We start from the raw sequence: 14272 nt of genomic DNA on the forward strand, positions 1-14272 counted from the left end.
GTCCTTTCAAGACGATGAGTTCGCGGGCGGCAACGAGGGGTTTCAAACGCCCTGGTAGACCAGACGGGTGAAGAAGCCGGGATCGATCACGAACTGCCCCCATATCGCGTCGAACGCCGCTGTCGGCTTCGCCGCGACGGTTTCGTCCCGCGTTCGTCCCTGCTGCTTGAGCCGGGCGACGTTGTCGCGGCATCCGACGAGCATGTCGCGAAAGGCCTGGAATTCGGTTTTGTTGCTGACCGGCTTGCCGTGCCCGGCGATGACGATGGTGTCCTTGTCCATGGCCCCGAGATTGGCGTCGCATGCAGCGATCATCCCGTCGATGCTGCCGCCCGTCGAATAGTCGATGAAAGGATAGATGCCGTTCCAGAACATATCGGCGACGTGAACGATGTTGGCGTCTGCGAAGGTGACGGAGATGTCGCTGTCGGTGTGGGCAGGTCCGAAATATTTCAGGCCGATCGAGGTTCCATTGAGCTTGAGCGTGTGGTTGCTCGCAAAGACTTCACTCGGGATTCCACCAGCGCCGAGCGGAAGGAAATTGTAGTCCCAGTCCTCGACACGCTGGATTTCGGAGAGGTACTTTTGGGTGTTCTCATGCGCGACGATCTTCGCGCCTGCCGCATGCAGCCATTCGTTACCGTCGGCGTGGTCGAAATGCCAATGGGTGTTGACGAGATGGGTGACGGGATCGGCGCCCAGATCGGCCAGCGCCTTGGTGAGCTGGGGACGCGAGACACGGATGCCCGCATCGATCAGCAGCTTGCCGTCAGGTCCGGTGAGAACGGCGATGTTGCCGCCGGAGCCTTCAAGCACGCTGATATTGCCGCGCAGCTTGTAGGTCGTGATGGGTGACGTCGCCGCGCTGTCCTTGATCAGGCTGACGATACCTCGCGCTTCGGCGTAGGCTTGCCTCGGGCTCAGCCATCCGGAGGCGGCGGCGGACGCGACGGCGCCGACGCAACACAGGCAGAAGCCGCGTCGCGACAAGTGAGGTCTTGGCGTTTCCATGCAACTCTCGCACTGTTGAGCGATGATTGACGGCGCCAAGGAAAAACCCCGCCGTCTGATCGGCAAGGTGGGTCGGAAAGCGTCAGCAGTCTATCACGATAGCACGATCGACTGCGCCTCGCGCAGTCGCCGCTTACTCCTTCACTGCACCGGTCAGCGAGGACACGTAGTAATCCACGAACAGCGAATAGAAGATCGCGACCGGCAGCGATCCCAGCAGCGAGCCCGCCATAAGCGCGCCCCACTGATAGACGTCGCCGGTGACGAGCTCGGTCAGGATCGCGACCGGCACGGTCTTGTTGGCGCCGCTCTGGATGAAGGCGAGCGCGTAGATGAACTCGTTCCAAGACAGCGTGAAGGAGAAGATGCCGGCCGAGATCAGTCCGGGCACGGCCAGCGGCAGCGTGATTCGGCGCAGGATCTGCAGCCGCGTAGCACCGTCGACCAGCGCGCATTCCTCGAGCTCGTAAGGGATCGACTTGAAATAGCCGATCAGGAGCCAGGTGCAGAACGGCACCAGGAAGGTCGGATAGACCAGGATCAGCGCGAGCGGCGAGTCGAACAGGCCGAACTGCACGATGACGGTGGCGAGCGGAATGAACAGGATCGACGGCGGCACGAGGTAGGCCAGGTAAATGCCGAGGCCGACATAAGGGCTGCCGCGGAAACGCAGGCGCTCGATGGCGTAGGCGGCGAGCGTGCTCGCGATCAGGGACAGCGTGGTCGAGCCGATCGCCACCGTCATCGTCGTCCACAGCCAGCGCGGATAGGCGGTGTCGAACAGCAGATGCTTGATATGGGCGAGCGTCGGCGAGGAAATCCAGAACGGGTTGTGCTGCTTGTAGTTCAGCAGCTCCGCGTTCGGCTTGAATGACGTGATCGCCATCCAGTAGAACGGAAACAGAAGGATCAGCACGAAGCAGCCGAGCGGCAGGTAGATCATCATCAACCGCCGCAGCCCGGAATCCCAGGCCATGGTGTCGGGTGCTGCTTTCGCGTCGGCCACGGCAGCGGTTTGCGCGACGGTGTCAGTCATTGCTCTCTCCCTGCTGCCATTTGCGGCGCGCCAGGCCGAAATAGGAGAACAGCGTCGCGAAAATCAGGAACGGGATCATCGACACCGCGATCGCCGCGCCTTCGCCGAGCTCGCCGCCGGCGATGCCGCGCTGGAACGCCAGCGTCGCCAGCAGATGGGTCGAGTTGACGGGCCCGCCGCGGGTGATGGCGTAGACCAGCTGGAAGTCGGTGAAGGTGAAGATGATCGAGAAGGTCATGACGATGGCCAGGATCGGCATCATCATCGGGAAGGTGATGTAGCGGAAGCGCTGCCAGGCGCTGGCGCCGTCGAGCATCGCGGCCTCGTAGAGCGAGGGCGAGATGGTCTGCAGGCCCGCGAGCAGCGAGATCGCAACGAAGGGAATGCCGCGCCAGATGTTGGCGGCGATCAGCGAGAAGCGGGCCGGCCAGGCCGAGCCGAGGAAGTCCACATTGCTCGTCCGCCAGTGCAGCACGTCGACCAGCAGATAGGAGATGATCGAGAACTGCGGATCGTAGATCCACCAGAACGCCAGCGCCGAGAGCACGGTCGGCACGATCCAGGGCAACAGGATGATCGCGCGCAGGATGCTCTTGAACGGAAAATGGTTGTTGAGCAGCAGCGCGAGCCAGAAGCCGAGCGCGAACTTCCCGAAGGTCGCGATGCCCGTATAGACCACGCTGTAGAAGACCGCGTTCCACCACAAGGGATCGGTGAGCAAATACTGGAAATTCTCGAAGCCCACGAAGACGCCGCGCCGGCCGATCGTGGTGTCGGTGAAGGCGAGCCAGATGCCGAGGCCGAGCGGATAGGTCAGGAACACCGAAAGCAGCCCGATCGCAGGCGCCAGGCACATCATGATCAGGAATGGCTTGTAGTCGAAGAGCCGCACCAGCCAGGACGGTTGCCGCTGCGCCAGGGCTTGGGAGGAAAGGGCGGTCACGGACATTAGTGTGTTGTCCTGTTCTGATCTTTCACTACGCCGTCATTGCGAGGAGCGAAGCGACGAAGCAATCCAGACTGTCGCTGCGCGGACGGACTGGATTGCTTCGCTTCGCTCGCAATGACGATCTCTACTTCTGCCGCCGGAAGTACCGCTTGCAGCGTTGCTCGGCTTCCGCGGCTGCGGCCTCCGGCGTGGCCGCGCCTGTCGCAACGGACGATAGCATCTGAATCAGCACGTAATCGGCGGTGACCGCTCCGCTGGCCGTCGAAATCGGTCCCTTGTAACCGCTATAGTAAGTGCTGTTCATGGTGTTCTTGAAGATTGTCACCTTGGGGTCCTGCGACCACACCGCGGCATCGGCATAGGCAGCCAGCGGCTGCGACCAGTAGCCGGAATTGGCGTTGAGCCAGGGTTCGTACTGGTCTTTTTCCAGCATGTATTGCAGGAAGGCCTTTGCGGCGTTGGGATACTGGCTGTGTTTGAACACCATGGCGTTGAGCGTGAGCCCGTCCATCGGTGAGACCTTGGCCAGGCCCTTGGGCAGAAGCTGATGCTCGCTGTCGTCGGCGATCGCCTTGGTCGCCGGGTCGTTCTTCAGCGAGAAGTACAGCGAGACGCCGTTGGCGGTCAGCGAGATTTCTTGCGCGGAATAGGCGCGATTGTTTGACACGTCATTCCACGACGGCGTGCCGGCGATGAAGGTAGGGTAGATCTGCTTCACCCAGTTCAGCGCGGCGATTGTCTCCTTGCTGTTGATGACGACGTTGCCTTCCTCGTCGAGCAGGGATGCGTTGTGCGACCACAGCGTCCAGTTGGCGAAGCCGGTGCCGTCTCCTCTCGCGTTGCCGAGCGCGAAGCCGGCCGGCTTGCCGGCCTTGTGCAGCTTTTGGCAGAGGTCGAGGATGCCGGCATGGTCTTCCGGCACCTTGTCGAAGCCGACCGATTGCAGGATCGACTTGCGGTAGATCAGCGGCCCCGCGGTGGCGCCGAACGGCAGCCCGATCCAGGCGTCGCTCTTGTTCTTCTTGCCGTAGCGCTGCGCCAGCGGGAGCCAGCCGCCATAGCGCTTGCCGACATAATCGGCGACGTCGGTCAGCTCGATCAGCTTGTCGACGTAGATGTGGGGAGCGTCGGAGAAGCCGATGATGATGTCGGGGCCCGCGCCGGAGTTCGAGGTGACCGCGGTCTGCTGGTTGATGTCCTCCCAGCCGACGAAATCGACCTTGACCTCGACGCCGGTCTCCTTGGTGAACTTTGCTGCATTGGCACGGAACACGTCCTCGTCGGCCTGGACGAAGCGCACCGGGCGCAGCATGCGCAAGGATGCGCCCTTCTCGATCGCAAGCTTGGGCGCCGCCACCTCGGCGGCCTTGATTGTCGATGATGTTGTTTGCGCTGCAGCACCGGTGGCCGCGAGCGTTGCAGCGGACAGGCCCAGCGCCAAGGCATCACGACGTGTGATGTCGTTCCTCATCAGTTCCTCCCTATGATGTCCCCTTCCCGGCGTTGATCGCCGGTGAAGGGCCGTTTCGCCTCTGGCGCCTTGGCGCCGGCCGCCTAGCTGTTCGGCCCGCGATCCATGCTGACGGGTTGCCAGCGGCGGAGCGTGGTGTCTTGCAGCACCGACGGATTGACGCAGCTTACCGGCCACATGCCCTGAAGCACCAGTGACAATTCGTAGCCCACGCGGCGCTTGCGCGCTTCGTCAAACCGTGCCGAGGCCGAAGCGACGTGGGCGGTCAGGGTCACGTTCTCCATGCCAAGCAGGGGATTGTTGTGCGAGGGCGGCTCCTTCTCCAGCACGTCGAGCGCGGCGTGCGCGATCCAGCCTTCCTGCAGCGCCTTGATCAGGCTCTCCTCGTCCACGGTTGCGCCGCGCCCGGTGTTGATGAAGATCGAGCCCTTCTTCATCTGCCGAAAGTGCTTCTCGGTCAGCATGTGATGCACCTCAGGCCTTGCCGGGGCATGCATCGAGACGAAGTCGGATTGCGACAGCACCTCGTTCAGCGTCGCCGGGATCACGCCGTGATCGTACATCAGCGTTTCCTGGATGAAGGGATCGTAGGCCATCATGCGCAGGCCGAACGGCGCCGCGCGTTTCGCAACCGCACGCGCCACGCGGCCGAACGAGACGAAGCCGAGCGTCTGGCCCATCAGCCTCGGGACCTTGAGCAGCGCTGGCCGGCCCTCGGCCCAGCGGCCGCTGCGTACCATGCGGTCCTGCTCGACCAGGCGGCGGAAGCCGGCGAGCAGCAGCATCATGGCGTGGTCGGCGACCTCTTCGATGAAGGTGTCCGGAATGTTGGTGACGGGAATGCCGCGCGCGGTGGCGGCCTTGACGTCGACGCTGTCGACGCCGACCGAGCCAAGCGTGATGACCTTGCAGGTCTGCAAGCTGTCGATGATGGTCTTGGTGATCGGGATGCCCTTGGCATAGATGGCGTCCGCGGTCTTTGCGGCGGCGATGAACCCGGCCTCGTCGGCGGGAGCCTCGATGATCTCGGCGTCGATCGGATCGAGCGCCTCGCGCTCAAAGGAATAGTCGCTGCCCGCGACCGTGAAGCTCGCGCCCTTCGGCGTCACCACCCTGTATTTCGGCATTTTCTCGCTCCCGATTTGGTTTGTCGGTTCTTGTTGTGACCCGTCTCCGCGGGCGGGCCTTTGCGTCTTTTACGCGAAATCGGAGCGGTCGCGTACAATCGTTGGTTGCCGGTGCGGAGATAAATTGCCGTTTATTGCGGCTGCGTCCGGGCTTCTACGGAGGCACGTAAGTAACTTGCTAAGGCTCTCTCCCTAAAAGCTATTTCGATTTCGATCGATCTGTCGCGCGCCCGTATCCCATTATTGCCGGAGCTAATCGTGAAATTGAGCAATCTGAAGATCGCCCCGAAGCTCGGCATCCTTGTCGGCGTCACCTTGTTCGGCCTGTGCATCTCCGGTGTCCTCGCCGGCTATCTGATGAAGCGCGAGATGGTGAATGCGCGCATCGATCAGGCCAAGGCGATCGTCGAGCTGGCACGCAACTATGCGGGCGCTCTGAAGAAGCGCGTCGACGCCGGCGAGCTGACGAAGGACGCGGCCATGGCCGAGCTTCGCCGCTACGGCAATTCGATGACCTACGACAACGGCGCGGGCTATCTGTTCGGTACGTCGTATGAAGGCATCACGCAGCTCGCGCCGGATCCCAAGCAGATCGGCACCAACCGCATGGATGTCGTGACCAACGGCCGCAAGCTGTCGGTCGAGCTGATGGACGGCGTCAAGGCCAACGGTTCGATCCTGCTGCATTATGAATACATGAAGCCCGGTCAGCCGACGCCGATCCGCAAGATCGGCTACGCGGTGGCGGTGCCCGGCTTCGACATGTATCTCGGCACCGGCGCTTATCTCGACGACATCGACGCCAAGATGGGTCCGGTCTATTGGCTGCTCGGCTTTGCCATGCTCGGCATATTCATTGTCGCCGGCAGCGTCGCCTGGCTGATCGGCCGCGGCATCAGCCGCCCGCTGGCGCTGCTTGGCGCCCGCATGAAGGATCTCGCCGACGGCAAGCTCGAGGGCGACATTCCCGGCGTCGGCCGCGGCGACGAGGTCGGCGCGATGGCCTCCACCGTCCAGATCTTCAAGGACAACGCGGTCCGCATCCGCGACCTCGAAAGGACCGAAGCCGATGCCAAGGAACGCGTCGCGGCGGAACGTCGCAGCGCGATGGAAGGCATCGCCAACGACTTCGAACGCAGCGTCAACGGCATCGTCCGCTCGGTCTCCTCGGCCGCGGCCGGCATGCAGACGACGGCGCAGTCGATGACCGCGACCGCCAGCGACGCCTCCTCGCGCGCGGCGACGGTCGGCGCTGCCTCGCAAAAAGCCTCCGGCAATGTCGGCACGGTTGCGGCGGCCGCCGAAGAGCTGTCGAGCTCGGTTGCGGAAATCTCCCGCCAGGTCACGCGCTCGACCGAAGTCGCCAGCCGCGCCGTCAGCGACGCCGAGCGTACCAATGCCACCGTGCAGGTGCTCTCGACCGGCGCCGAGAAGATCGGCGAAGTCGTCAAGCTGATCCATTCGATCGCAGCGCAGACCAATCTGCTCGCGCTCAACGCCACCATCGAGGCGGCACGCGCCGGTGAATCCGGCCGCGGATTCGCGGTCGTCGCCTCCGAGGTCAAGGCGCTGGCCAACCAGACCGCCAAGGCGACCGAGGAGATCTCCGCGCAGGTCGCGGCGATGCAGACCTCGACCAGCGACGCGGTCACGGCCATCTCCGGCATCACCCAGACCATCGCCGAGATGAGCGAGATCACCGCCGGCATTTCCGCATCGATCGAGCAGCAGGGCGAAGCGACCCGCGAGATCGCCCGCAACATCCAGTCGGTCGCGGCCGGTTCGAACGAGATCAACGCCAATATCGGCAGTGTCACCTCGGCCGCGGAAGCGACCGGCACCGCGGCAACCGACGTGCTCACCAACGCCCGCGAACTGGACAGCCAGTCCGGCGCGCTGCGCAGCGCCGTCGACGGCTTCCTCGCCAAGGTGCGCGCGGCGTAAGGCCAAACGCTCGAAATTCGTAGGGTGGGCAAAGGCGCCGAAGCGCCGTGCCCACCTTTTCTTTTTGCGACGACCTGACGGTGGGCACGCTTCGCTTTGCCCACCCTACGAGAGCGGTGCCCCGGGCTCAGCGCCGCGTCCGCGACACGAGACCGTCCTTACTGCTTCTCGATCTTCGCGTTGGTGATCAGCTTCTCCCACAGCACGAGCTGTTCGTTCACGAACGTGCCGAGCTGCTCCGGCGTGCCCGAGAACGCGTCCATGCCGAGGGTGGCGAGCTGTGCCTTGATCTCCGGCTTCTCGACGATCTTCCGGATCTCGGCGTTGAGCCGGGTCACGATCTCCTTCGGCATGCCGGCGGGGCCGAAATAGCCCTGCCAGGACGAGATGTCGAAATCAGGCACGCCGGCCTCCTGCATCGACGGCAGGTTCGGCACCAGCGGCGAGCGGTCCTTGGTGGTGACGGCGAGCGCGCGCAGCGCGTTGCCGTTGACGTGGGGCAGGCCGGTCAGGATGTCGACGAACATCATCGAGACGCGGCCGCCCATGACGTCGTTGAGCGCCGGCGGCGAGCTCTTGTAGGGCACGTGCAGCAGGTCGAGCCCGGCATTGTGCGCAAAGGTCGCACCCGACACGATCGCGGAGGACGATCCCGAGGCGTAGCTCAGCTTGCCCGGATTGGCCTTGCCGTAGGCGACGAGCTCGCCAACGGTCTTGGCCGGCACTTCCGGATTGACGACCAGCATGAAAGGCAGGTCGCCGGTGCGCGCGATCGGCGTGAAATCCTTGACCGGATCGTAAGTGAGGCTCTTGAGCAGATAGGGATTGGCCGAATGCGTGGTGTTGGTCGTCACCAGCAGCGTGTAGCCGTCGGGGGCGGCCTTCGCGACATAGCTTGCGGCGAGCATGCCGTTGGCGCCCGCCTTGTTCTCGATCACGATGCCGACGCCGAGCGCCTGCGACAGATGCTGCGAGATCAGCCGTGTCGTCGTGTCGGTGCCGCTGCCGGCCGCGAACGGCAAAACAAGCGTGATGTTGCGGCTCGGCCAGGTATCGGCCTGTGCAGTGGATGCGGCGACGAGGCACAATGCAGCCGCGCCGACGGCACGCAGGTTTCGAATCAGCCCTGAAATCATATCGAGACGTTCCCTCTTTTTCGTTGGCGGGGAACCTAGCGTCTCTTCGCCAAAATCGGAAGACGCGAGTTGTCTCGTGTGCCCCGGGCGCAGTGCAGCGCGCCGCCGTTCGCGGCGTGATGCGCTGCCGAACGGGGGCCCATGCTGCCACAAACTGGATCCCGGCTCTGCGACGCACCGCTTGCGCGCTGCGTCTTGTCCGGGACACGAGCACGCATCGTCCGCCGCGCGGAATTACTTCACCGCCGAGCCCTGGCGTGAGGCGATCACGACGCCGGCGAGCACCAGCGCGTAGCCGATCAGGTGAAACGGCTGCAGCTTTTCGCCGAGCAGCACGATCGCCATCGCCGAGCCGAACACCGGCACCAGATGGAAGAACGGCGCGGCGCGGTTCGGGCCGATCAGCGCGACGCCGCGGTTGAAGAACAGATAGGCCAGCGTCGAGGGAAAGATCAGGATGTAGCCCAGCGTCGCCAGCGTCGTCCCGTCGAATTGCAGCACGCGGCCGCTTGCCGCCTCCCAGATCGCGGTCGGCAGCAGCATCGTCGCGCCGCAGCAGGTGGTGAAGGACAGGAAGGAGAGCTGGTGGATCTTGGGCCGACGCGGGATGAAGGCCGAGTAGATCCCAAACGCCACCAGCGAGGAGGCGAACATGATGTCGCCCCTGTTGAAGCTGATGCTCGCGAGCGCGGCGAGATCGCCGCGCAAAATGATGATCAACACGCCGAGAAGCGAGATCGCGATGCCGGCGAACTGGGCACCCGTCAGCCGCACGCCGAACAGCACCAGCGACCACAGCGCCACGAACAGCGGTCCGGCCGACTGGATCAGCAGCGCGTTCAGCGCCTCCGTGTATTGCATCGCCCAGTAAGAGATCGCGTTGTTGAAGGCGAAGCCCACCAGCGACAGGAACAGCATCAGCGGCAGGCTGTTGCGCAAGGCGGGCCAGTCGCGCTTGAGATGCGGCCAGGCGAACGGCAACAGGATCAGGAAAACGCCGAACCAGCGGATCGTGGTCACCGTCAGCGGCGGCACATGCGCGCCGACATGGCGCGCGAGCACGATGTTGCCGGCCCAGAACAGCGAGCTCAGGCTGAGCAGCAGATAAGGCTGGTTGTTGAGCCAGCTGGCCGGACTGGAGGCAGGTGGCGCGGGCGAGGCAATCGTCATTGGCGTTGGATACGAGCTTGCGCCGGATTGGCGTCGCGGCACAAGCCACGCGGCCGCAATGCTACAATGCAGGCAAGCCCTGAGGAGGCGCCTTTGGCGGCTAATATGTTGAACCCTCGCTGGTCCTACGCCGCCTGCTTTCGTGACGCCACGAACACGCCCGACAGCACCAGCGCAAAACCGATGAAGTGGAATGCCTGCGGGTGTTCGCCCAGGAACGCCATCGCCATGATCGAGCCGAACACCGGCACGACGTGGAAGAACGGCGCGGCGCGGTTGGCGCCGATCAGGCGCACGCCGCGATTGAAGCAGAGATAGGCCAGCGTCGAGGGAAACACCGCGACGTAGAACAGCGTCAAGAGGTTCGGCCCGTCGAGCTTCATGACCGGGCGCGCGGACAATTCCCAGATCTCCAGCGGAATGAGGCAGGCCGCGCCGGCCCCGAAGGTGAAGGCGAGGAACGACAGGCCGTGCATCGGCGGCCGTTTCAGCGTCAGCACCGAATACAGCGCGAAGATGACGAGTGCGACGATGAAGATGAGGTCGCCCTTGTTGAACTCGATGTTCGACAGCGTGGTGAAATCGCCGTGCAGCAGAATGGTCAGCACGCCGCACATCGACAGCAGCACGCCGAACGCCTGCGCCGCGGTGAGGCGGATGCCGAGGATGGCCAGCGACCACAGCGCCACGACCAGGGGCGCGGCCGACTGCAGCAGCAGCGTATTGAGTGCCTGGGTATGCTCCAACGCCCAATATTGCAGCGTGTTGAAGGCGCCGATGCCGGTGACCGAGAGCGTGATCATCAGGCCGAGCCTGCCGCGGATCGCGGGCCAGTCCTGGGCAAGATGTTTCCAGGCGAACGGCAGCACCAGCAGGAAGGCAAAGAACCAGCGCAGGAACGACAGCGTGACCGGCGGGATGTGGCCGGCGGCGAGCCGGCCGACGATGGCGTTGCCGGCCCAGCACAGCGCGGTGATGCTGAGCAGCAGATAAGGCTGGTTGGCGATCCAGCTGTGGCCGGATGTCTCCGCGCTCGTGGTCTGGCCGGTGGCGGACATTGGGATTGGCGTGCCCCGCGTGCGCCGAGGCTTCCAGCCCGGCGGGATCCGGGCCGGCTGATCGCCCGGCGCTGTCCAAAGACACGGAAATCGGGGCTGCATCAACGGGGGGCGGACGCATCGCGACCATGCAGCGGCGGATTGAGCCTCTCACGCTTTGGTCGAAGCCTGCGCGCTGGCCGCGAAGGTTTCTGGATTTTCCGGGGATATCAAAGGCTTGGAGTGGCCTCGAAGCCCTGAAAATGCCCCGTTCTTGCTTGCCTAGAGAGGCTGCTTCCTTTATCCGGTTGGGCTGCCTCGGTGCGAACGGCCTCTGGCCGGGAATTGGGCTGGGCGCAGGCATGATTCCGGAAAAATGGGTACCAATTTTCCGTTCGGATCGTGCCACCTACAGAGAAATCTTCGAAGGATTACCCGCGAATGGCCAATGTTGTCGTCGTCGGCGCCCAGTGGGGCGACGAAGGAAAGGGCAAGATCGTCGACTGGTTGTCGGAGCAGGCGGACATCGTCGTCCGCTTCCAGGGCGGTCATAACGCCGGCCACACGCTGGTGATCAACGGCAAGACCTACAAGCTCGCGCTGCTGCCCTCCGGCGTGCTGCGCGAGCAGAAGCTGTCGGTGATCGGCAACGGCGTGGTGTTCGATCCCGCCGCCTTCCTCGACGAGGTCTCCAAGCTGCGGGCGCAGGGCGTCGCGGTCTCGCCGGAGAACCTGCGTATCGCCGAGAACGTCACGCTGATCCTGCCGCTGCACCGCGAGCTCGATGCGCATCGCGAATCCGCCAGCGCGGCGACCGCGATCGGCACCACCCGCCGCGGCATCGGGCCTGCCTATGAGGACAAGGTCGGCCGCCGCGCGATCCGCCTGATGGACCTCGCCGACCTCGACACGCTCCCGCACAAGATCGACCGGCTGCTTGCCCACCACAACGCGCTTCGCCGCGGCCTCGGCCTGCCCGAATTCGACGGCAAGGTGATCTTGAAGGAGTTGAGCGCGCTGGCGCCGGAGCTGCTGCCCTACGCCGAGACGGTGTGGCGGCTGCTCGACATCAAGCGGCGCGAAGGCAAGCGCATGCTGTTCGAAGGCGCGCAAGGCGCGCTGCTCGACGTCGACCACGGCACTTACCCCTACGTCACCTCGTCCAACACGGTGGCGGCGCAGGCGGCGACCGGCTCGGGCCTCGGACCCGGGGCGGTCGGCTATGTGCTCGGCCTGTGCAAGGCTTATACGACCCGCGTCGGCCAGGGCCCGTTCCCGACCGAGCAGGACAACGAGACCGGCCGCCGGATCGGCGAGCGCGGCCGCGAGTTCGGCACCAACACCGGCCGTCCGCGCCGCTGTGGCTGGTTCGACGCCGTGCTGGTCCGCCAGGCGGTCCGGACCTGCGGCATCAACGGCCTGGCGCTGACCAAGCTCGACATTCTCGACGGCTTCGACACGATCGAGGTCTGCACCGGCTACAAGCTCGACGGCAAGGAGATCGACCACTTCCCCGCCGGCGAGGGCGCCCAGGCCCGGGTCGAGCCGATCTACGAGACCATCGAGGGCTGGAAGGAGCCGACCGCCAATGCGCGGTCCTGGGCCGACCTGCCGGCCCAGGCCATCAAATATGTCCGGCGGATCGAGGAATTGGTGGGGTGCCCGGTTGCGCTGCTTTCCACCAGCCCCGAACGCGAAGATACTATCCTGGTGCAAAATCCGTTTGAGGCTTAACGATATCTTACCGGGACGCGCGTATAGTTGAGTTGAAATGGCTGATTACTATCCGCTGATCGCCCGCGCTATTGCCGCCCTGGACCCGAACGCTCCCGGCGAAAGCCGTCGCGCGCTCTATGAGCGGGCGCGCACGGCGTTGATCGCGCAGCTGCGCAGCGTGCAGCCGCCGCTCTCCGAATCCGAGATCACGCGCGAAAGGTTGTCGCTGGAGGAGGCCGTCCGCAAGGTCGAATCGGAGGCCGCCCAGCGCGCCCGCGAGGCCTCGCGCCCCGGTGGCGGCGCCCGCGGCGGCAGCAGCGGAGATGCCTTCCGCCGCGCCAGCACCCGAGCCGCCGAAGGCAGCCCGGCTGCGGCCGCGCCGACCCCGCCGCGGACGCGTCCGGCTCCGCCGCCGCCGCGCGCCGACCGTCCCTCCTTCAACGTCGATGACCAGAGCGAGGCCCCGCGTCCGCCGCGCGCGCCCCGTTTCGACGCCCCGCGCCAACCGGGACCGTCCGCCCCGCCACCGATGCCGGAGCCGGCGGCCGGGCGCGATCGCGCCGGTGCGCGCCGTCCGCCCGATGTCGGACCTCCGCCGCCGCTGCCGCCGGCACCGGGTGTGCGCGGCTTCCGCGACATCACGGCCGACGCCAACGATCTCGGCGGCGCTGCCGCCCAGGCCAGCCGCGCCGCGCGCCGCACCTACGCCAACGTGCCCTCGCCCTCGCCGGAATTCGACCGGCTCGAGCCGAGCCTGGAAAACCGCGCCGGCGAGCAGGACGCGCCCTATTCCTACGACGAGTCGGTCGAGGAGGCCGAGCGCTACGCGCCGCAGCCGCCGTCGCCGCGTCCGCGCATCGCGCCCGAGCGCGACGCCAAGAAGCGTGCCCGCACGCGCTCCGCCTTCCCGTTCAAGAGTGCGATCGCCGTCGGCATCGTGCTGATCCTGGTCGGCGCCGGCATCCTCTGGGGCAAGCAGCTGGTCCAGATCGCGACCAACCTGCTCAAGTCCTCGCCGACCCAGGTGGTGGAGGCGCCGAAGGATCCGTCCCAGCCGCAGAGCAAGCCCAAGATTCCGGATCGCGTCGGCCAGCCCTCGGCCAGCGACCAGCCGGTCGCGCCGGTGGCGCAGAAGGTCGTGCTCTATGACGAGGATCCGTCCGATCCGAAGGGCAAGCAATATGTCGGCTCGGTGGTGTGGCGGCTCGAGCCGATCAAGGCGTCGGGCAACCAGAAGGCCGACGTCGCCGTGCGTGCCGACATCGAGATCCCCGACCGCAAGTTCAAGATGACGATGTCGTTCCGCCGCAACACCGATTCCTCGCTGCCGGCGAGCCACACGGCGGAGCTGACCTTCATCCTGCCGCCGGATTTTCCCGGCGGCAGCGTCTCCAACGTGCCGGGCATTCTGATGAAGTCGAACGAGCAGGCGCGCGGCACGCCGCTCGCCGGCCTCGCGGTCAAGGTCACCGACGGCTTCTTCCTGGTCGGCCTGTCCAATGTCGACGCCGACCGCTCCCGCAACGTCCAGCTCCTGAAGGAGCGCTCGTGGTTCGACGTGCCGCTGGTCTATGCCAATCAGCGCCGCGCCATCATCGCCATCGAGAAGGGCGCCCCCGGCGAACGCGCCTTCAACGACGCCTTCGCACAGTGGGGCGACTGAGGCACTGCTGTC

Annotated in this window: 11 protein-coding genes; 3 read left to right on the forward strand and 8 right to left on the reverse strand. The window is 65.2% G+C overall.

The genetic code is table 11. The features are described 5' to 3' along the window. Window positions 1–42: 42 nt before the first annotated feature. The 5 genes from GDN70_RS09100 to GDN70_RS09120 all read right to left on the reverse strand — a co-directional run bounded on the left by GDN70_RS09100 (window position 43) and on the right by GDN70_RS09120 (window position 5594). On the reverse strand, window positions 43–1011 hold the full coding sequence (locus GDN70_RS09100; protein WP_097668359.1) for an MBL fold metallo-hydrolase: 969 nt from the start codon (window positions 1009–1011) through the stop codon (window positions 43–45). A 133-nt stretch (window positions 1012–1144) separates the two neighbouring features. After that, window positions 1145–2047 carry a carbohydrate ABC transporter permease gene (locus GDN70_RS09105; RefSeq protein ID WP_097668360.1) on the reverse strand — a complete coding sequence of 301 codons (903 nt, stop codon included), beginning with the start codon at window positions 2045–2047 and terminating at the stop codon, window positions 1145–1147. Beyond that, complete coding sequence (locus GDN70_RS09110) at window positions 2040–2996, reverse strand: carbohydrate ABC transporter permease (RefSeq protein ID WP_097668361.1); 957 nt, start codon at window positions 2994–2996, stop codon at window positions 2040–2042. The genes GDN70_RS09105 and GDN70_RS09110 overlap by 8 nt, the downstream gene beginning before the upstream one ends. A 124-nt stretch (window positions 2997–3120) precedes the next feature. Beyond that, window positions 3121–4467 carry an ABC transporter substrate-binding protein gene (locus GDN70_RS09115; protein WP_152102415.1) on the reverse strand — a complete coding sequence of 449 codons (1347 nt, stop codon included), beginning with the start codon at window positions 4465–4467 and terminating at the stop codon, window positions 3121–3123. Between the two features lie 83 nt (window positions 4468–4550). Continuing rightward, window positions 4551–5594 (reverse strand): C-terminal binding protein, encoded by a 1044-nt coding sequence (locus GDN70_RS09120; RefSeq protein ID WP_028140247.1) that lies wholly within the window; start codon window positions 5592–5594, stop codon window positions 4551–4553. A gap of 258 nt (window positions 5595–5852) precedes the next feature. Between GDN70_RS09120 and GDN70_RS09125 the strand changes: the two genes are divergently transcribed. Further along, the gene (locus tag GDN70_RS09125) at window positions 5853–7538 is read left to right on the forward strand and encodes a methyl-accepting chemotaxis protein (protein ID WP_028140246.1); all 1686 of its coding nucleotides are present in this window, start codon (window positions 5853–5855) and stop codon (window positions 7536–7538) included. A 158-nt stretch (window positions 7539–7696) separates the two neighbouring features. On the opposite strand, the gene GDN70_RS09130 is transcribed toward GDN70_RS09125, so the two are convergent. The 3 genes from GDN70_RS09130 to GDN70_RS09140 form a co-directional block, all read right to left on the reverse strand. After that, window positions 7697–8674, reverse strand: coding sequence for a tripartite tricarboxylate transporter substrate binding protein (locus GDN70_RS09130; RefSeq protein WP_038948458.1), 978 nt, complete (start codon window positions 8672–8674; stop codon window positions 7697–7699). A gap of 234 nt (window positions 8675–8908) precedes the next feature. Continuing rightward, complete coding sequence (locus GDN70_RS09135; RefSeq protein ID WP_038948459.1) at window positions 8909–9844, reverse strand: DMT family transporter; 936 nt, start codon at window positions 9842–9844, stop codon at window positions 8909–8911. A gap of 125 nt (window positions 9845–9969) precedes the next feature. Then, window positions 9970–10902 carry a DMT family transporter gene (locus tag GDN70_RS09140; protein ID WP_028140243.1) on the reverse strand — a complete coding sequence of 311 codons (933 nt, stop codon included), beginning with the start codon at window positions 10900–10902 and terminating at the stop codon, window positions 9970–9972. 420 nt (window positions 10903–11322) lie between these two features. Here GDN70_RS09140 and GDN70_RS09145 point away from each other — a divergent pair, with 420 nt between their 5' ends. Together GDN70_RS09145 and GDN70_RS09150 are read left to right on the forward strand one after the other, a co-directional pair. Continuing rightward, entirely contained in the window at window positions 11323–12615 is a 1293-nt protein-coding gene (locus GDN70_RS09145; protein ID WP_028140242.1) for an adenylosuccinate synthase, read from the forward strand. A gap of 37 nt (window positions 12616–12652) precedes the next feature. Further along, window positions 12653–14260, forward strand: a complete 1608-nt coding sequence (locus GDN70_RS09150; protein ID WP_028140241.1) for a hypothetical protein — start codon at window positions 12653–12655, stop codon at window positions 14258–14260. The last annotated feature ends 12 nt before the right edge of the window (window positions 14261–14272 follow it).

Origin of the sequence: Bradyrhizobium sp. TM102 (assembly GCF_009176685.1) — a bacterium.
Lineage (GTDB): Bacteria > Pseudomonadota > Alphaproteobacteria > Rhizobiales > Xanthobacteraceae > Bradyrhizobium > Bradyrhizobium ottawaense.

What these genes read in the sequence shown, in the direction of transcription:
- GDN70_RS09100 (WP_097668359.1), bottom strand. Translation starts at nt 1,011, where the DNA reads ATGGAAACGCCAAGACCTCACTTGTCGCGACGCGGCTTCTGCCTGTGT.
- GDN70_RS09105 (WP_097668360.1), bottom strand. Translation starts at nt 2,047, where the DNA reads ATGACTGACACCGTCGCGCAAACCGCTGCCGTGGCCGACGCGAAAGCA.
- GDN70_RS09110 (WP_097668361.1), bottom strand. Translation starts at nt 2,996, where the DNA reads ATGTCCGTGACCGCCCTTTCCTCCCAAGCCCTGGCGCAGCGGCAACCG.
- GDN70_RS09115 (WP_152102415.1), bottom strand. Translation starts at nt 4,467, where the DNA reads ATGAGGAACGACATCACACGTCGTGATGCCTTGGCGCTGGGCCTGTCC.
- GDN70_RS09120 (WP_028140247.1), bottom strand. Translation starts at nt 5,594, where the DNA reads ATGCCGAAATACAGGGTGGTGACGCCGAAGGGCGCGAGCTTCACGGTC.
- GDN70_RS09130 (WP_038948458.1), bottom strand. Translation starts at nt 8,674, where the DNA reads ATGATTTCAGGGCTGATTCGAAACCTGCGTGCCGTCGGCGCGGCTGCA.
- GDN70_RS09135 (WP_038948459.1), bottom strand. Translation starts at nt 9,844, where the DNA reads ATGACGATTGCCTCGCCCGCGCCACCTGCCTCCAGTCCGGCCAGCTGG.
- GDN70_RS09140 (WP_028140243.1), bottom strand. Translation starts at nt 10,902, where the DNA reads ATGTCCGCCACCGGCCAGACCACGAGCGCGGAGACATCCGGCCACAGC.
- GDN70_RS09145 (WP_028140242.1), top strand. Translation starts at nt 11,323, where the DNA reads ATGGCCAATGTTGTCGTCGTCGGCGCCCAGTGGGGCGACGAAGGAAAG.
- GDN70_RS09150 (WP_028140241.1), top strand. Translation starts at nt 12,653, where the DNA reads ATGGCTGATTACTATCCGCTGATCGCCCGCGCTATTGCCGCCCTGGAC.